At 51.0% G+C, this 19,669-nt stretch carries 13 protein-coding genes and 2 pseudogenes; 11 read left to right on the top strand and 4 right to left on the bottom strand.

The genetic code is table 11. The annotated features are described in order from the left end of the window. Positions 1 to 78: 78 nt before the first annotated feature. From L975_RS17945 to aqpZ (L975_RS15270), 5 genes and pseudogenes are all read left to right on the top strand, one after another. A pseudogene (locus tag L975_RS17945) lies at positions 79 to 1,142 on the top strand (IS3 family transposase); the annotation flags it as partial. A gap of 530 nt (positions 1,143 to 1,672) precedes the next feature. Continuing rightward, positions 1,673 to 2,155: pseudogene (locus L975_RS18610) on the top strand (transposase). 22 nt (positions 2,156 to 2,177) lie between these two features. Continuing rightward, complete coding sequence (locus tag L975_RS15280) at positions 2,178 to 2,732, top strand: sugar transferase (protein ID WP_047709235.1); 555 nt, start codon at positions 2,178 to 2,180, stop codon at positions 2,730 to 2,732. A 90-nt stretch (positions 2,733 to 2,822) separates the two neighbouring features. Continuing rightward, positions 2,823 to 4,742 carry a nucleoside-diphosphate sugar epimerase/dehydratase gene (locus L975_RS15275; RefSeq protein ID WP_047709234.1) on the top strand — a complete coding sequence of 640 codons (1,920 nt, stop codon included), beginning with the start codon at positions 2,823 to 2,825 and terminating at the stop codon, positions 4,740 to 4,742. 118 nt (positions 4,743 to 4,860) lie between these two features. After that, positions 4,861 to 5,562, top strand: coding sequence for an aquaporin Z (gene aqpZ, locus L975_RS15270; RefSeq protein WP_010862878.1), 702 nt, complete (start codon positions 4,861 to 4,863; stop codon positions 5,560 to 5,562). Between the two features lie 288 nt (positions 5,563 to 5,850). Here the strand turns inward: aqpZ (L975_RS15270) and potE are convergent, their stop codons facing one another. Then, positions 5,851 to 7,218, bottom strand: coding sequence for a putrescine-ornithine antiporter (potE, locus tag L975_RS15265; protein ID WP_010862877.1), 1,368 nt, complete (start codon positions 7,216 to 7,218; stop codon positions 5,851 to 5,853). Between the two features lie 1,147 nt (positions 7,219 to 8,365). On the opposite strand from potE, the gene aqpZ (L975_RS15260) reads away from it, so the two are divergent. The 4 genes from aqpZ (L975_RS15260) (at position 8,366) to L975_RS15245 (ending at position 14,705) form a co-directional block, all read left to right on the top strand. After that, positions 8,366 to 9,067 (top strand): aquaporin Z, encoded by a 702-nt coding sequence (gene aqpZ / locus L975_RS15260; RefSeq protein ID WP_047709233.1) that lies wholly within the window; start codon positions 8,366 to 8,368, stop codon positions 9,065 to 9,067. 154 nt (positions 9,068 to 9,221) lie between these two features. Beyond that, on the top strand, positions 9,222 to 9,773 hold the full coding sequence (rfbC, locus tag L975_RS15255) for a dTDP-4-dehydrorhamnose 3,5-epimerase (RefSeq protein ID WP_047709232.1): 552 nt from the start codon (positions 9,222 to 9,224) through the stop codon (positions 9,771 to 9,773). Next, a complete protein-coding gene (rfbD, locus tag L975_RS15250) occupies positions 9,758 to 10,717 on the top strand; it encodes a dTDP-4-dehydrorhamnose reductase (RefSeq protein WP_052181524.1) in 960 nt (319 codons plus the stop codon). Before rfbC ends, rfbD begins: the two co-directional genes overlap by 16 nt. A gap of 172 nt (positions 10,718 to 10,889) precedes the next feature. Continuing rightward, entirely contained in the window at positions 10,890 to 14,705 is a 3,816-nt protein-coding gene (locus L975_RS15245; protein ID WP_052181523.1) for a DEAD/DEAH box helicase, read from the top strand. Positions 14,706 to 15,112: 407 nt separating this feature from the next. On the opposite strand, the gene L975_RS18660 is transcribed toward L975_RS15245, so the two are convergent. Beyond that, on the bottom strand, positions 15,113 to 15,241 hold the full coding sequence (locus tag L975_RS18660; protein WP_255359295.1) for a hypothetical protein: 129 nt from the start codon (positions 15,239 to 15,241) through the stop codon (positions 15,113 to 15,115). 317 nt (positions 15,242 to 15,558) lie between these two features. Between L975_RS18660 and L975_RS15240 the strand changes: the two genes are divergently transcribed. After that, positions 15,559 to 16,899 carry a GGDEF domain-containing protein gene (locus L975_RS15240; protein WP_010862871.1) on the top strand — a complete coding sequence of 447 codons (1,341 nt, stop codon included), beginning with the start codon at positions 15,559 to 15,561 and terminating at the stop codon, positions 16,897 to 16,899. 15 nt (positions 16,900 to 16,914) lie between these two features. On the opposite strand, the gene asnC is transcribed toward L975_RS15240, so the two are convergent. Continuing rightward, positions 16,915 to 17,376, bottom strand: a complete 462-nt coding sequence (gene asnC, locus L975_RS15235) for a transcriptional regulator AsnC (protein ID WP_010862870.1) — start codon at positions 17,374 to 17,376, stop codon at positions 16,915 to 16,917. Between the two features lie 181 nt (positions 17,377 to 17,557). Here asnC and asnA point away from each other — a divergent pair, with 181 nt between their 5' ends. Next, the gene (gene asnA / locus L975_RS15230) at positions 17,558 to 18,550 is read left to right on the top strand and encodes an aspartate--ammonia ligase (RefSeq protein ID WP_047709231.1); all 993 of its coding nucleotides are present in this window, start codon (positions 17,558 to 17,560) and stop codon (positions 18,548 to 18,550) included. 260 nt (positions 18,551 to 18,810) lie between these two features. Here the strand turns inward: asnA and gstA are convergent, their stop codons facing one another. Next, complete coding sequence (gene gstA, locus L975_RS15225; RefSeq protein ID WP_047709230.1) at positions 18,811 to 19,416, bottom strand: glutathione transferase GstA; 606 nt, start codon at positions 19,414 to 19,416, stop codon at positions 18,811 to 18,813. Positions 19,417 to 19,669 lie beyond the last annotated feature (253 nt).

Genomic DNA, 19,669 nt, shown 5'->3' with positions numbered 1-19,669 from the left:
AGTGGAATATGCACGACAAGCAGCGTAGGTTGAAGAATCTCATCATAAAATTGGTATTAATCTAGGGGAAAGGTCACCATCATTAAGCAAACCGAGTCTGGTTCACCCGTTCCTGAATTGTGCCGTGAGCATGGCATCAGCTCCGTCACCATTCTACAAATGGCCGATCCAAATTTGGTGGGATGGATGTCTCCCTCATGGCTAACCTCAAAGCGCTGGAAGAAGAAAGTCGACGCCTCAAGAAAATGTATGCCAAGGAGCGCCTCAAGGCAGAGAACATCGCAGAGGCTATGGCAAAAAAGTGGTAACGCCATCAGCCCGCAGGGAGATGATTAGCAAAGCGGTTTCATACTTTGCCATCTTAATCAGACTGGCCTGCAACATCTTCAAGATCAGTGAGAGTTGTTATCACTATCAACCCGTGCTCGTCGACTGGTTTCTGCGAATCACGAGCAACCAGGGGAACTGGTGGGGGCTTTGGCCTCCGTTTTCTCTATCTACGCAACGTCATAGGATTTGGCTGGAATCACAATCAGGTATATCTGATTTATCGGGAGCTCTTGAGTTGAACATGCGTATAAAACGCAAGAAACGACTGGTTTGTGAAAAATCGCAGGTTATAGCAGTGTCCGACCAACCTAACCACTGCTGGTCTATGGATTTTATGCACGACCAACTGAGCGATGGCCGGTCGGTACGACTGTTTAATGTGATCGATGATTTTAGCCGCTAGGCGTTGTGTATTGAGGTTGATTTTTCATTGACTGCCTCGTGAGTAAAGCGAGCTCTGAACCAAGTGATAGAGTGGCGTGTTAAACCGGCAATGACCTGGTGTGATAGTGGACCGAAATATATCAGCGAGTTGATTAAGGCATGGAGGATGAAACAGGAGATCACCTTGGGGTATATTCAATCGGGCAGACCCTAATTGAACGCCTACATAGAGCGGTTTAACAGAAAGCTGCGTTACGATTGGTTGGCTCATCACTTGCTTGGCACACTGTAGGAGCTACAAGAATTAGCAACGTAATGACTGTGGGTTTATAACCATATTAGCAACGTAATGACTGTGGGTTTATAACCATGAACGACCCAACATGGCGCTAGATGGCTACATACCGAAGCTGCATCAGGCAAAGGCTGTCTTAGATCTACTTTTGAATGCCCCTAAAAATGGGGGAGGGGGCACCGTGTACCTCATATTATTGACTAGGTTCGTTGTGTGCGGCTTTTCCCTGAAGCTGGCCAATTACCATGATTGCGCAATCTCAACGTGTCTATGAAACAACAGTTTTGCTCCACCTCAATGACTAGCTTGATAATGAAAGCTCAGAACCGAAAATGGAGGCTATCACAGCCATCTCAGCGAAGCGCAGATCGCGGAACTGATTGCTTATCTGACAGAGAATCTCCACTCACCATTCAGGCCATCATTGCACTTATCAAAAAATGGTGAAGTATTTGCTACATCGTGTTAGGAATGAACAAATAGCTGCACCACAATGGCTTCACTTACACAAAATCTGCGGGTATTTCGCATTGGTTTAGCGCAGAAACTCTGCGGGTGTTCGTGGACATCCACGAAGCGCTGAAGCGGGGATCCAGTGACGCCTCCATTCTGTTCATTGATGGTGTACACTCAACACAGAGAACTTAGCTCGTTTATGGCGGGATGTCGAAAGAGCAGAAAGCTACGGTAGAGATAGCGGATAGCCGCACTAATCTCAATATTATGGGAGTCTTTAACCTGAACGATATCGGCAACACGGTGATACGTGAATACGACAGCATCAATGTGGAAAATATCGCACGGTTCTTCATCGTAACCCGCGAAACGTACCCAGTGAAGCAGAAGGCGTACATCATCTTGGATAGAGTTGGTTATCACCGTTCAGCCCTTGTTAAATAATGGGCTTACGTGATGAATATTGGCCTGCATTATCTGTTCCCGTATAGCCAGAATATAAACCCAATCGAGCGGCTGTGGAAAGTAATGAATGAGTCAGTGATATATAACTGTTATTTCAGCAGTTTGTCTGAGTTCAGAGTAGAAATATGGCGGTTTTTTAGCGAGATATTACCGGAGAGCTCTAGGCATCTATCACGTCGGATAAATGATAATTTTAAAATACTTAAACCTGCATCTTCAATTTAATCAGGTATAAATGATGGTAAGAATGATTCGGTTAATCGATTTTTTTGCAGCCGGCTTCGGGTTGTTACTTTTATGGCCAATATTATTCATTGTCACTATTATTGGTTGGTTTGATACTGGCTCACCAATTTTTATTCAAACTCGAGTGGGAAAACATAAAAAACCATTTAAGCTGATTAAGTTTCGCACTATGTCGCTGGATACACAATCTGTTGCGTCTCATTTAGCAAGTGCTAGCTCTATCACTAAGTTTGGCATTTTTTTGCGTAAAACTAAGATTGATGAGTTGCCACAATTGATTAATGTTCTGAAAGGTGAAATGAGCTTAGTAGGACCTCGTCCGAATCTTTTTAATCAGCACGAGTTAATTGATGAGCGTGATGTCTTGGGAGTATATGATGTGCTTCCTGGTATTACTGGATTGGCACAAATAAATAACATTGATATGTCTACGCCAAAGTTATTAGCCGAAATAGATAAGGAAATGATTGATACGCTTACCTTGTCAAAGTATTTAAAATATATAATTAAAACTGTATCAGGGAGTGGTGCTGGAGATGCGATAGCGAAGGACTGATATTTTAGAGTAGTTGGTATTGCTGAGCATGGTATGTGTAATGCTAGTTAAGTCTATGATGGGCGTTATTGTAATGTGAAGAGAACTATGATGTTGGCAGGCTTACTGGGATTATCAAGGGGACTTAAACGCAGCATCATGCTGACTATCGATGTTGTTTTGTTGGCTTTTTCATATTGGGGCGCGTATTGGGTTCGCTTAGATGATCAAACACCACTGACAGCTATAGAAAATTGGCAGCTATTTGCATTTCTTGCTGTTTGTACAATTTTATTTTTTATCCGAATCGGGCTTTATCGTGCAGTATTGAGATATGTGAGCGCTAAGGTCATTGGTACTGTTGCGATAGGCATTAGCTTCTCGACCGTGTTATTGGTGGTTTCGGCCTATTTCTCGGGAGTTTTTTTGCCACGCACAGTTTCAGTGATTTATTTTACTTTTTCGCTTTTATTTATTTGTGGTTCTCGTTTGGCATTTAGAATGATGCTGAACTATGGTGTGCGTGGCCAGTTACCTGTTATCATTTATGGTGCTGGCGCGTCTGGTCGTCAATTGCTTCCGGCGTTGGCTCAAGTAAGTGAATATTTTCCGGTAGCATTTGTGGATGATAATCCTCGCTTGCATAAGGCTGTCATTCATGGCGTAACAGTTTATTCCTCGGATAAATTGAATTATCTAGTAGATCGCTATGGTATAAAGAAAGTTCTTTTGGCGATGCCGAGTGTTAGTAAGTCACAAAGGCAGAAAGTGATTGCTCGTTTAGAGCATTTACCGTGTGAAGTTCTCTCTATTCCGGGTATGGTTGATTTAGTCGAAGGTCGAGCACAAATCAGTAATCTTAAAAAAGTATCGATTGATGACTTGCTAGGCCGTGATCCAGTTGCTCCTGATGCCAAATTGATGGCCGAGAACATTACTGGCAAAGCGGTTATGGTCACTGGGGCGGGAGGCTCGATTGGCTCTGAGCTTTGTCGTCAAATTGTTCGATATAAACCGGCCAAATTGGTTCTATTTGAACTGTCTGAATATGCCCTTTACGCCATTGAGAAAGAGCTATCAGCGTTGTGTGACAAAGAGGGTTTGGATGTTTCAGTAATTCCTCTTTTGGGCTCGGTGCAGCGTCAGAATCGATTACAGATGGTGATGAAGTCCTTTGGTATCCAAACGGTTTATCATGCGGCCGCTTATAAACATGTACCTCTGGTTGAGCACAATGTGGTGGAAGGAGTGCGTAATAATGTGTTTGGTACCTTGTACTGCGCTGAGTCAGCGATCGAAAGTGGCGTTGAAACCTTTGTGTTGATTTCCACGGATAAAGCTGTACGGCCGACCAACACTATGGGGACAACTAAGCGTCTGGCCGAGTTGGTATTGCAGGCTTTGTCTGCACGGCAAAGCCAAACCCGTTTTTGTATGGTGCGATTTGGTAATGTGCTGGGCTCCTCCGGCTCAGTCGTGCCGTTGTTTGAAAAGCAGATTGCCCAAGGTGGGCCAGTTACCCTGACTCATCGTGACATTATCCGCTATTTCATGACGATTCCGGAAGCATCACAGTTGGTGATCCAAGCGGGGGCGATGGGGCATGGCGGCGATGTCTTTGTCTTAGATATGGGCGATCCGGTCAAGATTTATGACTTAGCCAAACGCATGATCCGATTAAGTGGCTTGAGTGTACGGGATGATAAAAATCCAGATGGCGATATTGCCATTGAAGTTACAGGATTGCGCCCAGGTGAGAAACTGTATGAAGAATTACTGATTGGTGATTCAGTTCAAGGTACCTCGCATCCACGTATTATGACAGCCAACGAAGTGATGCTGCCATGGCAGGAGCTATCGCTCTTACTTAAAGAGCTGGATCAGGCTTGTCATGACTTTGATCATGAGCGAGTTCGCAGCTTGTTGTTACAAGCGCCGGCGGCATTCAATCCAACTGATGATATTTGCGATCTAGTTTGGCAGCAGAAAAAATCGCTATTATCACAAGCGAGCAATGTCATTCGTCTCTGATTGCTTAGGTTTAACCTTCCACACCAATCCTTCACCTCTCTTACAAATCCCCGCTAGGCGGTACATCGTGACCGCCTTTACCCTGATGTCTGCTCTTTAACAAACAGGACATCAGTGTATGTTTAAACCTTTTAGCGCCGAATTTTTCGGTACTTTCTGGCTGGTTCTGGGTGGCTGTGGTAGCGCCTTGATCTCTGCTGCTTTCCCTCAGTTAGGCATTGGCTTTTTGGGCGTGGCGTTGGCTTTTGGTCTGACGGTAGTTACCATGGCTTATGCGGTCGGGCACATCTCTGGAGCGCACTTTAACCCCGCGGTGACCTTGGGTCTGTGGGCCGGTGGACGCTTCCCGGCAGCGCGCGTGTTACCTTACATCATCGCTCAGGTTATCGGCGGTATTGCCGCTGCGGCAGTGCTGTATGGTATCGCCAGCGGTAAGGCGGGGTTTGATGCGACAACCAGCGGCTTTGCGGCTAATGGTTATGGCATTCACTCACCAGGCGGTTATGCGTTAAGCGCCTGTATGCTGAGCGAGTTTGTCCTCAGTGCGTTTTTTGTCATTGTTATCCACGGGGCGACAGAAAAACGCGCTCCTGCGGGCTTTGCGCCACTGGCGATTGGTCTGACGCTGACTATCATCCATCTGGTGAGCATTCCCGTCACTAATACCTCAGTTAACCCTGCGCGCAGTATCGCGGCGGCGGTTTTCCAAGGTACTTGGGCATTAGATCAGTTGTGGATGTTTTGCTTGATCCCATCATTAGGCGGAATTGCCGGTGGCCTGATTTACCGCGCATTGCTGGCGCGTCCGGCTGAAGCATAAAACTGAGACAATCATTTAAAGAGGAAAGGTGTTGGAGTGATCCGGCGCCTTTCCTTTTTTTATGGCTTATTTTTTGGGGAAAGGTCAAGGTCAGTCGGCAACCTAGACAATCGGCACAAAAAAAGGCGGCATAAATGCCGCCTGAATTGGCTACAGAATATCGTATATACGATGTCTGTGATCACAAAGATAAAATAGCATCAACAAAAAAACGGCAATTCGGTGTGTGTTACGAAGCCATGCAGACGGCACCTAAATGGGCGGTAACTGCATGGCTTTTTTTTTAGCTTATTTGAACGGGTAAGTAATATAACCGCGTTCCATTTTTTCTTGTTTTACATCGTAATCGCTTGGTACGTCATTCGCAGCGATGAAGCCGTAGAAGATGTAACCCAGCAGAGTCAGGATAGAGCCGTAGAACACGGCTGTTTGACCACAAGCGTACACACCGTAGATACTGTAGATGGCAGCGAAAGCACCCACCACGGCACCAATCTTCCATTGACTGGCACTGACGTGGTTTTTACGCAGCATAACAAACAGACCAGTTTGAGACAGTACGTATGGCACCATGTTGATGAACACAGACAGGTTCAGCAGGGTGTTGAACTGTTGTACGGTGTTCGGAGAAATACTCATGGTTGCCAGCAGCAACTCCAGCACCAGCATGATCAGCATACCGGCGATAGGAGCGTTGTATTTGTTCATTTTGCCGAAGATGCTTGGGAACAGCTTCATTTGTGCTGCCGCCCAAGATACTTGCGCGTTAGTGAACTGCCAAGCCAGCAGAGAACCGATACAGGCGATGATGGCCAGAGCACAAATTACTTGGCCCACAAACGGTGTGAACATCATGCTAAATACCAGACCGAACGGCGCACTGGATTTCGCCAGTTCAGCGTTAGGCACGATACCCTGAATTACGGTAGTTGAAGCGATGTACACGATAGCCACAGAAACGGTCGCCAGCATAACGGCCAGTGGAACAGTTTTTTCTGGGTTACGTACGGCACCGGAGTTAGCACCTGCAGTTTCAATCCCCAAGAAGGCCCACAGAGTCAGAGCGATACCGGAAGAGATCCCGTCCATAGTGCCAACGTGGTGTGGGTTCCAGCCGGCGGCGAACAGTTCAGGTTTGAACCAGAACCAACCGATGATGGACAGACCCACCACCGGAATGATGATCCCCCATACAGTTACGCTGGAAATACCACCGGTGTATTTAGGACCCCAGAAGTTAGCCACCATGGTCAACACCAGAACGCCCACGACACCCCAGAAGGCGTGTACTGCAGATTCAGATAACCATGGGAAGAAAGGCTTCATGTAGCCAACCGCAGATACGGCAATCGCCACCGCACTGATGACCAAGCAAATATAATAGGTATAAGACGCGATGAAGAAGGAGGACTTACCGTGCGCTTCTTGTGAGTAGGCAGACATACCGCCATCACGGTGACAGAACATACCGCATTTTGCGTAAGTGTAAGCGATACACAGCGCACCCACGGTAGTGACCAGCCAGGAGAGCATGGTAATACCACCTGTACCGGCGAGGTTAGCCGGCAGCATGATAATACCGGAGCCCATCATGTTTACTGTTACCAGTACAGTGAGGCCCATAAGCCCCATTTTGTTATCATCTGAAGATGCCATAAAATTTATCTCTTTATTCGATAAACTTAATATTTATTCATCCAAAGTCACTAAAAGGTGCACAAGATGTGCATAACTGAGGATGAGGAACCCTTATTTGTTGCTGCAGCGAAAACCCACACCAAGGATGTTAATAAATGAGATAACGGCGCAGGAATAATACCGTCATTGCATTTATGTTTTTGCTGAGAATAAGGCCATTAATGTTGATGCGTGAATAAACATTTCTGGCTCGATATACATCCCGTATATGAGTTGGTTTATTTTTTAACACAGCTGCATAGGGAAGAAAATAAAGGTCGATAAAATCGGATTGTGCCTTGTGTCGCGTAATTATTTATGAATTTATGAATAATCAGTAATCCTGACGAAAAGTCGTTATTGTATGTGATTATCTTTAAATGTAATTTCACGCAACTAGATGTTTCTTTCCTCGCGCCGCCAGCGCTTTGTTTTATGTGTTGAAATAATCTTTTCTGTAACCGCGCGTAATTTATCCTTTCCTCTCTTTATTTTGTGTATTTCGTTGTACATAAGTGGTGTTTATTTATGCATGCCATTTATTGATGGTTTATTGCTGCACACTGAATGAAGTGTAACTTGGTAGAAAAAGAAGGCTGAATGTTTATTGCCTCCTGTTTCAGGTTATGACAATCAATGCTCTATTTGTACAGTTAACTTTACGTCATTTGATAATGTCATTTACTGTGCCAGCGTAATTTTATTAATGGCGTGCTGTCGGGCAATTTTGTTTTCGGCGCCTTAATAAAATATTCCGCGATCAATATCACAAATAGCATTTTCATTAGGAAATTAAATATCAATTTTCTGCGGATAGGCTGGGCGCACTATTGAGCGATAAAACGCTGTGAAAATAGCGATTGGCAGCATTGCGTTGCCTGTATTTATCTCGTTTGCCGGATTTTTATGCATTTGAGTGCGCAGCCGCCGTGCCGCCCATACATGCTCTATCTTTTACTGTGGGGTTTCACATATTCCACCGTTATTACATGTGAGGGCTATTACTCGTTGTGCTGGCGTGTTGGCGAGCGGATGTAGAGCGTGGCAAGCAGAGCCGGTCGACGAGTGGCGTTGGTGGATATGGGCCTCGAGAGGTTGACTCAATGCTTATTTAAGAGGGATGGCGATGAAAAAACCGTTAACGGCAGAGTTCTTCGGAACATTCTGGTTGGTTTTTGGGGGTTGTGGGAGCGCAATTTTGGCGGCCACGTTTCCCGAATTAGGAATAGGATTTTTGGGGGTGGCATTCGCGTTTGGTTTGACCGTCGTCACCATGGCTTATGCGGTGGGCCATATTTCCGGTGGCCATTTTAACCCCGCTGTGACGATCGGTCTGTGTGCCGGAGGGCGTTTTCCGGCCTCTCAGGTATTGCCGTATGTCATTGTGCAAATCGCAGGCGGCATAGCGGCTGCGGCGGTGCTGTATGTGATTGCTAGCGGTAAGGCCGGCTTTGATGCCACCACCAGTGGTTTTGCGGCCAATGGCTATGGTGAGCACTCCCCAGGTGGCTATACCTTAGCCGCCGCCATGACGGTAGAGTTTGTGCTGACGCTGTTTTTCCTGTTAGTGATCCACGGCTCAACTGATAAACGCGCACCGGCGGGATTTGCGCCATTGGCGATTGGCTTGGCGCTGACCTTGATCCACTTGATTAGCGTGCCGGTGACTAACACTTCGGTTAACCCTGCGCGCAGTATTGGCGTCGCGCTGTTCCAAGGAACATGGGCGCTGGAGCAGTTATGGGTCTTTTGCTTAATCCCAGTAGTAGGTGGGATTGCCGGCGGCGTGCTGTACCGGCTCTTACTGGAAACGCCTGACGGGAAATAACCGCGCGGAGTGCGGTGAGAGTGATATCCGGTTGTATCTTTCCCAAACGAGCTATCCAAGACAAGCCATGCAGTGAGCGATTGCATGGCTTTTTCTTTTATACTGGTAAGCGTTAGATGCCAATGCACTGTTATTCGTATGCTTGGAGTACCGCATGCAAGTTAAGCCCGGCCGATTATCCGGTCTATTCCATATCTATCCGCAGGTCTATCGCGATGAGCGCGGTTATTTTCTGGAAGTGTTCGAAAAGCGCCGTTATCAGACGTTACTGGGGATCACTGACGAATTTGTGCAGGATAATCGTTCCTATTCGGCAGCCGGGGTGATCCGTGGTCTGCATTTTCAACAACACTATCCGCAAGGAAAATTGATCCGGGTGGTCAGTGGCGCAGTGTTTGATGTGGCGGTGGATCTGCGCGCCGATTCGGCAACCTTTGGCCAGTGGGAGAGTGTGGTGCTGTCGGCCGATGATCAGGCGCAGCTTTGGATCCCGCCGGGCTTTGCGCATGGCTTTGCCGTACTTTCGCCGCAGGGCGCGGAAGTGGAATACAAATGCACGGGCTATTATCACGCTGGCGATGAACGCTGTTTGCGCTGGGATGATCCGGCGTTACAGATCCCGTGGCCCGTTGAAACGCCAATCTTATCGGAAAAAGACCAACAGGGTCTGACGCTGGAGGCGTTACGCGCATGCGGGTGTTGCTGACCGGAAAAAATGGCCAGCTTGGGCAGATACTTTGCGCTGCCGCTCCTGCTGAATGGGAGCTGTTGGCCTGCGATCGGCAAACGTTGGATATTACCCATCCTGAGCAAGTACAGCAGTGTGTCCGGCAGTGGCGACCGAATCTGATCATCAATACAGCCGCCTTTACGCAGGTGGATGCAGCCGAAAGTGCGCCGCACGCCGCGTGGCAGGCCAATGTCGTGGGGGCGGCACAGTTGGCGCGTGCCGCAGGTGACGTTGGCGCGACTTTAGTGCATTTTTCAACCGACTATGTGTTTGCTGGCCAAAACGCAGTAAACCGCGCGCTGGCAAATGACGTGGCCGAGGTATTTAACGAAACCGACACCCCGCAGCCCATCAATTATTACGGTTACAGTAAATGGCAGGGGGAGCAGCAGGTGCTGGAGATCCTGCCGCAGGCTAGGGTGATTCGCACCGCGTGGTTATTCAGCCCATGTGGCCGTAATTTTGTGCGCACGATGCTGCATCTGGCGCTACGTCAGCCGGTTCTGCGCATTGTTAATGATCAACGGGGCTGTCCGACCAGCGCGTTGCAGTTAGCTCGGTTTCTGCCCGCACTGACAGCACCGTCTTTGCCGGGGGGGATTTATCATCTGGCCGGCTCGCCCGCGGTCAGTTGGTTTGAATTTGCTGAAGAAATTTTTCGCTGTGTATTGGCATGTGGCTGGCCGGTTGCGCGGTTACCTCGAATTGAGCCCATTGCATCGGCTGCGTTTGCGCAAGCAGCGCCGAGGCCGTCCAGTAGCATATTGTGTAGCGAGCGCTCGCGGGCGGCGCTGTGTGCTCAATTACCGGAAGAGGACGCTGCCTCACTGACATTGGATTGGCGTCTGTCTCTGCCTGAGGTAGTACGCACCTTGCTGCGTAGCGATCCCGAACTGCAAGCGGTCTGTGCCTCGGCTTGATGGTTCGCATCATGGATGTGAAGTAAGCCAAGTACACGTGATACCGCCTCTTGGATCGTCATTCCCTTTCTTTTATTATGGTTTTTGACACAGCACCAATAGCAACACTTGAACCGAACCGGCTATCTGAGGCATCCTGAAGAGTGTTTTTGGCGTAACCTCAGGATGTCGGATGTCTTTATTACTTCACCCTTTGCATATTGAAGTGCTGTGTCAGCTGTCGGCCAGTTTCAGTTTACCGGTCGCGGCGTTGGCCCAACGGGTGGAGTCGCATTTTCCCTGGCTGCCCTCATCGTTACTGGACGACGTGCTGACTGCCTTACAGCAAGCCGAGCTGTTGGAGTGCGAAGGTAGCGAGTCAGAGCGCCACTATCTGTTAAGCCCGAACGGGGGTTGGGCGCTGCTGCGTTTATTGCAACGCGGTGAGCTGACTCTCGCCCGTTTACCCAGCAGTAACGATCCCTTGATGCAAGCGTGGCAGGCACTATTGCAGGCCGCACTCACCCCAGCGGCGGCATTGCCGTTATGTGATGCCGATAGCGGCTATTGGCTCGATATGCTGGCGGATGCTGAGTGGCTGTGGGCTGGGATTGGCTATCTTCCCGCAGATTGGATCGCACCGTTTGCGCGTTATGCCTTGTTGCGCCAGATCCGCACCCAGTGTGAGCCGAATTTTTGGCAGCAGGCGCAAGCTGTGCTGGATACGCAGGGGCTAACGGCCTTGTATCAAGGCTGGACCGGCTGTGCGTTTTTATGTTCAGCCGGCACGTTACCTGCCAACCATTGGCTGCATCGCATTGCCCGCAGTGCGCCAGCCCAGCGTCAGTTGCCATCAGAGCAAGAGTTGCCGGTGGATGCGGTCTTTTCCCGTCTACTGGCGGCGCTATTGCTGCCACCAGAGCGCGGTACTGCCGCTTTGACCCAGATCCAGCAACAGCTGCGAGCGGTAGAAAATTGGCCGGCGGCACACTACTGCGCGCGCCTGTTGGCCGCCGATGCCGACAGTGCTGACCGTCTGTTAGAGCAGCAGGGAGAGGAGCCACCACGCTGGGGCGATCTGCTCTTGTTTGCGCTGCGTGCCGTGCAGCAAGGCGCTGGCCCTGATGAACAGCGCCGCCAGCGCAGCGCGTTTGCCCATATCATGCGTTATCCGCCGCGCGCCCCGCTGATTGCGTTAACCCAAGCCTTACTACGGGCGCTGGCCGGAGAGCCGGCGACCTATTCACTCTTCAATTCACTGTTCCCTGACGGTTTACGTCGTCCGGCGGCGCCGGTGCCTGAGTTGTCTGAACCGACATTAGCGGACGAGATGGCCACCAATAGCAGCGCCGATGAGCGGGTGGTGTGGATCTTAGCGCCGAAAACCAAGCAGCTGACTGCGCGCATTCAAAAACGTGGCAAGAAGGGTTGGACCAAAGGGCGACAGGTCAGCATTTACAATCTGCGCTTAGAAGCCGAGCGTTTGCTGGATGAAGACGACCTGCGCGTCTATCGTGCCACTAACCCGCAAGAGCACTATTTTTATCGTGATGTGCTGGTGGATGAACCGCTTTTGCAAGCGCTGAGTCGACATCCACGGGTCTTGTTGCCGGAGGGCGAGCGCCTGATTTTGTTGCCGCTGCAGCCCTTGGTGCGTTTGTTACCCGCGCAAGAAGGCGACGGAGTGCGCTGCCTGCTCAATCCGCGTTTGGCGGTGGAAGCCGGGACGCTGCGCCAAGTGGCGGCCACGGTCTGGCAGTTTTATCAGTTGCCGGCGCCTTTAGTGCCGTTGTTGCGCTCATTGCAGCGCACCCCGAGTGATTTACCGCCGAGTGCGGTGGCATCCTTGCAGACATTGATTACCCGCTGGCCGCAGCAACCGTGGTACAGCGAGCATCCGCAATTACAGGGCAATGTGCAGGTCTCCGAGTGGTTGCCGATCCCATATCTGTGGCTGAACTGGAGCGGCGATACGCTGGAAATCCAGCTAACCACCCAGCCTGAGCACGAGTGGCCGCATCCGCTCCCGCCTGGGCAAGGTGAAGCGTGGATCATGGATCCGCAAGATCATCTGCATTGGCTACGTCGTGATTTGGCGGCCGAGCTGGCGCAAGCGCAGGTTTGGCAGCAGTTGTTCGTGACCGGTCAGCATAGCCATGGCGGCAGTGGTGAGCAGCCAACGCGTTGGCGCTGGCAAGGGGCCGAAGCGATTGCCATGCTACACACCTTGCAATCATGCCCAGAGCGGCACAGTGCGCGTTTGCTGTGGCACAAGGAAAGTCCGCGTGCCTATCGGGTCGATACCGACGATCTTAAATTACGGGTTAATGACCGTGAGCAGTGGTTTGCCCTCGACGGTGAGCTGCAGCTGGAAGAGCTGAAACTGGCCTCACTGGATCAGCTACTGCGCCATGAGCCGCAAGCTTATATCACCTTGGATGATGGGCAAATTTTGTTGCTGACTGCTCGTTTGCAGCAGCAGTTGGCAACTTTGCGCCATTTGGTGGCGGCAGATCAAAGCTTTACCCAACAACTGGCCTTCCCGTTGCAGCAGTTACTGCAGCAGCAAGCGGTGCCGGGCGATCCGCACTGGCAGGCGTTGACCGAACGCTGGCAGCAGCCGGTGGCGATTGCACCAGACTTATTAGCGCCGCTGCGCGCCTATCAATGCGAAGGGGTACGCTGGTTGGCGCACCTGAGTGAACATGGCTTTGGTGCTTGTCTGGCCGATGACATGGGCCTCGGCAAAACGGTACAGGCGTTAACGTTGCTGCGTTTACGGCGGCAACAAGGTCCAGCGCTGGTGGTGGTGCCGAAATCGGTCTTGCACAACTGGGCCTGCGAAGTGCAGCGCTTCGCCCCTGAGTTGGTGTTGCATGATGTGGAGCAAAGCGAAGATCGCCAGCAGCTGATTGCCAACGCGGGCGCTGGGGAAGTGATTATCATCAGTTATGGCTTGCTGGCGCGGTGTGCCAGTTGGCTCAGTGCGCGTGATTGGGCCACCGTGATTTTGGATGAAGCCCAGCAGATTAAAAATGCTAACACCCAGCGTGCGCGCTCGCTGTTCCGTTTGCGCGCGCAGGCACGGATTGCCCTCAGTGGCACGCCGGTGGAAAACGATTTAACCGAGCTGTGGAGCCTGTTCGCCTTTATTAACCCAGGGCTACTCGGCAGCAAAGCGCAGTTTATGCGCCAATATGCCTCAGCCGTGCGTGACAGCGATAGCTTGCAACGTCTGCGCGCACTGGTCTCGCCGTTTATTTTACGCCGTACTAAGCGTCAGGTGCTGACCGAACTGCCGGAGAAAACCGAAATCACCCACAGCGTAAGCTTAAGTGAGCAAGAGCGGGCACTGTATGAACAGGCGCGTAATCAGACCTTACTGGAGCTGGCGGCAGAGCCTGAGCGTGGCGCGGGGATGACCTTGCTTTCTGGGCTGACGCGTTTGCGACAAATTTGCTGCCATCCGCAACTGTCATTCCCTGATTACCAAGGCAGTGCCAGCAAGCTGGAAGAAACGTTATTGCTGGTGGAGGAAGCGCTGGCCGGTCAGCATCGGGTTTTGATTTTCAGCCAATTCGTTGGCTTGCTGACGTTACTGCGCCATGAGTTAGAGGCGCGTGGCTTGGGGTACAGTTATCTGGATGGACGCAGTTCATCCACCGCCCGTCAGCAAGCGGTGGCCGATTTCAAACAAGGGAAGCACCCGTTATTCCTGATTAGCTTGAAAGCTGGCGGTACCGGTTTGAACCTGACCGAGGCGGATACGGTGATCCATCTGGATCCGTGGTGGAATCCGGCGGTCGAAGATCAGGCCAGCGATCGGGCGCACCGTATGGGGCAAACCCAGCCAGTCACGGTGTATCGCTTGGTCGCAGAAGATACGATCGAAGAGAAAATTGTTGCGCTGCATGCTGAAAAACGCGAGTTGGCAGACAAGGTGCTCAGTGGTCAGTCACAAGTCGATAAGCTCGATAGCGAGTTGTTGTATCACCTGTTGACGGAATAGGTAAGCCAATAAACTCGCCACGCAAGGACGCGTGGTGATACGGATGTCGCGCATGTACGTTGAGTGTAAGAATCGTCGTGTAAGTATCGTGCGGGTATTAGCGTGCGGCAGGAAAGCAGGAAGCCAAGAAAAATAACGCTGAAAAAGAAAAGGAGGTTACTGTTACGTCCTATGTAACCTCAGAGAAACCTATCCCTGTACCGGCGTCTGTCCGGTGATGGTCAAATCCGGTTGCGGCGCGCAATACTTCTGGCGTGATAGTGCAAACCGGTTACGCACAGGCGAATGCCTGCTCGTGATGACGTCTTGCTTGCCCTGATCGGGCATAACATCTGATGCTATTTTTTGCTGTGTTGCTGTGTTGCTGTGTTGCTGTGTTGCTGTGTAATGTCGATCAGACGCTGAGATTACAGCGCTTGAGCATTACGGATGTGCCAGTAAGCACGCGCTTTGCTAAATGCACGAGATACCAGAGCGATAGTGGCTTGCTGCTTCTGAGTACGGATAGCACGTTGACGGATAATAGACAGTGTCATGATGATGCTCCTTTGTGTGATTCGCCTCTCGTTTCGGCTTAAAAACATCCTAGCTGAAACGTTACAGCCTTGCAAGAGTGTGATCACATTAACACTAAAAAAATTTTGCCCTGTACTTTTGTCAGACCAAGGGAAAACGGTTTAGGTGTGCAAGGGCAGAAGGGGCGGTGGATTTATGTCATACTAAAACACGATAGGCTGTCATCAGCCCAGCTGATAATGCATGGCCGCGAAAACAGCGGGTGCATGATGACTGCTCACGGTGGTGTGGCGCTTGCCGCTCACCGTCGTGCCAACACTAACCGTGTGATATTAGGATGAACGATAAAAAACGCCTGCTCTGGTTGAGCTACAGTTTTGTACTGATCAGCCTGCTGGTCACGCTATTCTTTTTTTTGCATGCCCAGAGTCGCTATCTGCAGTACAAAACGTTACTGCTCAATGAAATCAACGCGGTGTTTCTCGACAGTTACGCCCAGTTGCGTAACCTCTATGTGGCTTATAACAATGTGCCGTTCTTACCGGCCAATGAGCTACTCATGCGCAATAAGCAGTTTGCGCACATCAAATTTATCCCGCTACCGAATGCCGACTTACAAACGTTACGGGCACCGGATATCTTTGCCAATTTGCAGCAAATTAAGCAAAACCTCGATTTTATTACCCATAATCATTTGGCTACCTTAGGGTTGATCCAGTATGCGCGGGACTATGTGATCGTCACGCCTTATCGTCCGTACCATGATTTGCTGTTTTCGCGCCAAGCCGATCAAGCACTGCAGCAGATGAGTCGCATCGATCCTACTTGGCAGCAGCGGCCGTATGATGCCGGGGATTTTCGCGGTTGTCGGGTGTATATCACCACCCCTTATCGGGAAAATTACTCGGGATTAAAATTGGTCAGTATGCTGATGCCGCTGTATACCGAGGGCAAACTACAAGCGGTGGCGATTGCTGATATTCGGTCGATGATTTTCCGCCATATTACCGCCAGCTTTAACCAGCAGCACAACACCCAATTTTTTCTCAATGATGCCAATACGCCGGACAGTTTTTTGCTCCCGTGCTCGCAGCAGCGCATCAATATTGCTTACAGCAAGCTGTCGTTATTGTCGGCCAGTGATTTGCTGATTGCGCTCGCCAGCGCCAGTACGTTGGTGCTGCTGCTGGCATGGGTGCTACGGGTGAAAAATAAGATTTATCGCGATGAGCTGACGGGGCTGCATAATCGTTATTACGTTAACGATCACCTGCGCCGCTTACCCAGTGGCTTTAGCGTGTTGGTGCTGGATGTAGACAATTTCAAGCAGGTCAATGATCGACATGGGCATGCAATTGGCGATCAGGTATTGCAGACCATTGCGCAGGTGCTGCAAAACCTCACCCGCGATGACGATATTGTCGCGCGTTGGGGCGGCGAGGAGTTTTTACTGCTGCTGATGACCGATCGCGAAGATACGGTGCGCCATCGTGCCGAATTGATCCGGCGCACCATTGCCGATGAGTCGGCGCTGACCGGCTTGCCGGTTACGGTGTCGATCGGGGTGTGTATCGCGCGGGCGCAGGCGTTTGAGACCGCCTTTAAACTGGCCGATGACTGCTTGTATGAGTCCAAGCGCAATGGCAAAAATCAGGTCACGGTCAGCCATTTATTCTGACCGTGCCTTTGCCGCTTACGGGCGAACGTCACGCAAGATCGGGTTTTGCAGGGAAATCAGAGTTTCGGTGGACTGGATCTCATCGATATTCTGAATTTTGTTCACCAGCACATGCTGCAACTCATCAATCGAGCGAGTCATCACTTTGATGAAGATGCTGTAATTACCGGTGGTGTAGTAGGCCTCCACCACCTCTTCCAGCTCGCGCAGTTTATCCAGCGCGGAGGGGTAATCTTTGGCGCTCTTCAAATTGATGCCGATAAAGCAGCACACGTCATAACCGAGGCGCTTGGCGCTGACCTGCACGCGGGTGCCTTCGATAATGCCGGCTTGTTTCATCTTCTCGACGCGCACGTGGATCGTACCGGCGCTGACGGCAAAGCGCTTGCCCAATTCGGCGTAAGGAGTACGCGCATTTTCCATTAGCGCGCTCAAAATCGATTTATCCAGATTATCGATCCGATAATTCTCGTGCATTTTTTATCCCTGATATTGGTTAATCATTAATATACAGCAGCATATTTTGTTGATATCTGTATGGCAAGGCTATTTTTATTGACGATTATTGAATTTGCTGTGCGTTTTATTGAAGAATCATCTACAGAGATGACGGGTTACCGTCGATAAGATTAAACAAGAATGTACGGGGCCTTGCACGATGAACAAGTCATTTATCCAACGTCAGCAGCAAATCAGTTTTGTGAAAGATTTCTTCTCCCGCCAGTTGGCCCATCAGTTAGGTCTGGTGGAAGTGCAGGGCCCGATTTTAAGTCAGGTGGGCGACGGTATTCAGGATAACCTGTCCGGTAGCGAGCAAGCGGTGCAGGTGAAGGTTAAAACTTTGCCACAGGCGCAGTTTGAAGTGGTGCACTCGCTGGCCAAGTGGAAGCGTCACACGCTGGGCCGTTACGGTTTTGCCGTTGGTGAAGGGCTGTATACCCACATGAAAGCGCTGCGTCCGGACGAAGATCGTCTGTCGGCTATCCACTCGGTGTATGTGGATCAGTGGGATTGGGAGCGCGTGATGGCCGACGGTGAGCGCACTCCCGCCTATCTGCAGCAGACGGTTCGCAAGATTTATCAGGCCATCTGCCTGACCGAAAAAGCAGTGTGCGCCGAGTATGGTTTGACGCCGTTCCTGCCTGTGGACATTCATTTCATGCACAGCGAGCAATTGCTGCAGCGCTATCCAGCCTTGAGCGCCAAAGAGCGTGAGCGTGCGATTGCTAAAGAGCTGGGCGCAGTGTTCCTGATGGGCATTGGCGGTACCTTGTCTGACGGTCAGGCCCATGATTGCCGCGCCCCAGATTACGATGACTGGAGCTCAGCGGGTGTGGACGGCTTGGCCGGTTTGAACGGTGACATTCTGGTGTGGAACCCAGTGCTGGATGATGTGCTGGAGCTGTCATCGATGGGGATTCGTGTCGATGCTGACGCTCTGCGTCGTCAGGTAGCACTGACTGGGGATGAGGAGCGCTTGCAACAAGCATGGCACCAGAGTTTGCTGGCCGGTCACATGCCACAGACCATCGGTGGCGGGATTGGGCAATCACGTCTGACCATGCTGCTGCTGCAACGTCCGCACATTGGTCAGGTACAGTGCGGCGTGTGGGCGCCGGAGCTGCATCAGCAAATCGAAGGTCTGCTGTAAGTTGGCGTGAGTTTGCACAAGTTCGGCCGTCGGTAACGTTCGGTGTTGTACGGTGCGAATGCTTCGGTGGAAGTGGAAAAGTAAGCAATGACGCGGTAAGTAAACAAGAGATCGCGGCAAAAGTTGTTGGGTAATGGGTAATTTTATCGCTGCTAGACAGGCGATTGGGAAACCCACCGTAGTGAGCCGTTCACTGCGGTGGGTCTTTTTTTGCCTGTCGTTCAGGGCGTTGGGCGTAAGCGCTACATCGATCTCCGGTGTTACAGCAAGCCTTCCGCCTGTAAGGTGGCTTGTACCGCAGGGCGCGCCTGAATGCGGCTTAAGTACGCTTGTACTTGCGGGTAGGGCGCGAGATCGATATGCAGCCACTTAGCCCAGCCCAAAATGGTGAACAGGTAGGCGTCGGCAATGCTAAAGGCATCGCCACACGCGTACGGCGCGTCAGTCAGTTGCTGGTTGAGGCCCTCAAGCTGACCGGCGATCCGCTGTAAGACCTGCTGGCGATAATCTGCCGGCATGGCAGGATTAAACAGGTCGCCCCAGCCTTTATGCAGCTCGGTGGCGATAAAGTTCAGCACTTCCAGTAGATGGTAGTGAGCGCGGGTGCCGGGCGCGGGCTGCAATCCGGCCTCTGGGCATTGATCGGCTAAGTACTGCACAATCGCCACCCCTTCGGTCAAGATGCTGCCGTCATCCAGCTGTAGGGTCGGCACCTGTCCTTTGGGGTTGATGAGGCGAAAATCGCTGCCGTGTTCGGTTTGCTTGGTTTTCAGGTCCACTTTTTCCAGGGTGTGGGCCAAACCTAACTCGTTAAGCACGATATGTGGAGAGAGCGAGCAGGCGCCTGGGGTGTAAAACAGTTTCATGTGACAGCTCCTTACGTGAGCGTACCGGTCGGGTTGATGGCCGGTGCGCGTCCAAAATGGTGGGTGGTGCCGGTAAATCACACAAAAAGAACAATAATGCAGCGAACGCGCGCTGGCTAGCGGAAAAAGTGCGAGAAAGTGATTGACGACCGGCGGGCAGGTGATTAATATGCGCGGCATTCGGTGAGTAGCGCAGTCCGGTAGCGCAACTGGTTTGGGACCAGTGGGTCGGAGGTTCGAATCCTCTCTCACC

This window comes from Plesiomonas sp. ZOR0011, from assembly GCF_000800945.1.
GTDB classification, from domain to species: Bacteria; Pseudomonadota; Gammaproteobacteria; order Enterobacterales; family CAMTGL01; genus Plesiomonas; species Plesiomonas shigelloides.
The sequence above is the reverse complement of the archived record's forward strand: the minus strand, read 5'-3'. Positions and strand labels throughout refer to the sequence as shown.

What these genes read in the sequence shown, in the direction of transcription:
- L975_RS15280 (WP_047709235.1), top strand. Translation starts at nt 2,178, where the DNA reads ATGATTCGGTTAATCGATTTTTTTGCAGCCGGCTTCGGGTTGTTACTT.
- L975_RS15275 (WP_047709234.1), top strand. Translation starts at nt 2,823, where the DNA reads ATGTTGGCAGGCTTACTGGGATTATCAAGGGGACTTAAACGCAGCATC.
- aqpZ (WP_010862878.1), top strand. Translation starts at nt 4,861, where the DNA reads ATGTTTAAACCTTTTAGCGCCGAATTTTTCGGTACTTTCTGGCTGGTT.
- potE (WP_010862877.1), bottom strand. Translation starts at nt 7,218, where the DNA reads ATGGCATCTTCAGATGATAACAAAATGGGGCTTATGGGCCTCACTGTA.
- aqpZ (WP_047709233.1), top strand. Translation starts at nt 8,366, where the DNA reads ATGAAAAAACCGTTAACGGCAGAGTTCTTCGGAACATTCTGGTTGGTT.
- rfbC (WP_047709232.1), top strand. Translation starts at nt 9,222, where the DNA reads ATGCAAGTTAAGCCCGGCCGATTATCCGGTCTATTCCATATCTATCCG.
- rfbD (WP_052181524.1), top strand. Translation starts at nt 9,758, where the DNA reads ATGCGGGTGTTGCTGACCGGAAAAAATGGCCAGCTTGGGCAGATACTT.
- L975_RS15245 (WP_052181523.1), top strand. Translation starts at nt 10,890, where the DNA reads ATGTCTTTATTACTTCACCCTTTGCATATTGAAGTGCTGTGTCAGCTG.
- L975_RS18660 (WP_255359295.1), bottom strand. Translation starts at nt 15,241, where the DNA reads ATGACACTGTCTATTATCCGTCAACGTGCTATCCGTACTCAGAAGCAG.
- L975_RS15240 (WP_010862871.1), top strand. Translation starts at nt 15,559, where the DNA reads ATGAACGATAAAAAACGCCTGCTCTGGTTGAGCTACAGTTTTGTACTG.
- asnC (WP_010862870.1), bottom strand. Translation starts at nt 17,376, where the DNA reads ATGCACGAGAATTATCGGATCGATAATCTGGATAAATCGATTTTGAGC.
- asnA (WP_047709231.1), top strand. Translation starts at nt 17,558, where the DNA reads ATGAACAAGTCATTTATCCAACGTCAGCAGCAAATCAGTTTTGTGAAA.
- gstA (WP_047709230.1), bottom strand. Translation starts at nt 19,416, where the DNA reads ATGAAACTGTTTTACACCCCAGGCGCCTGCTCGCTCTCTCCACATATC.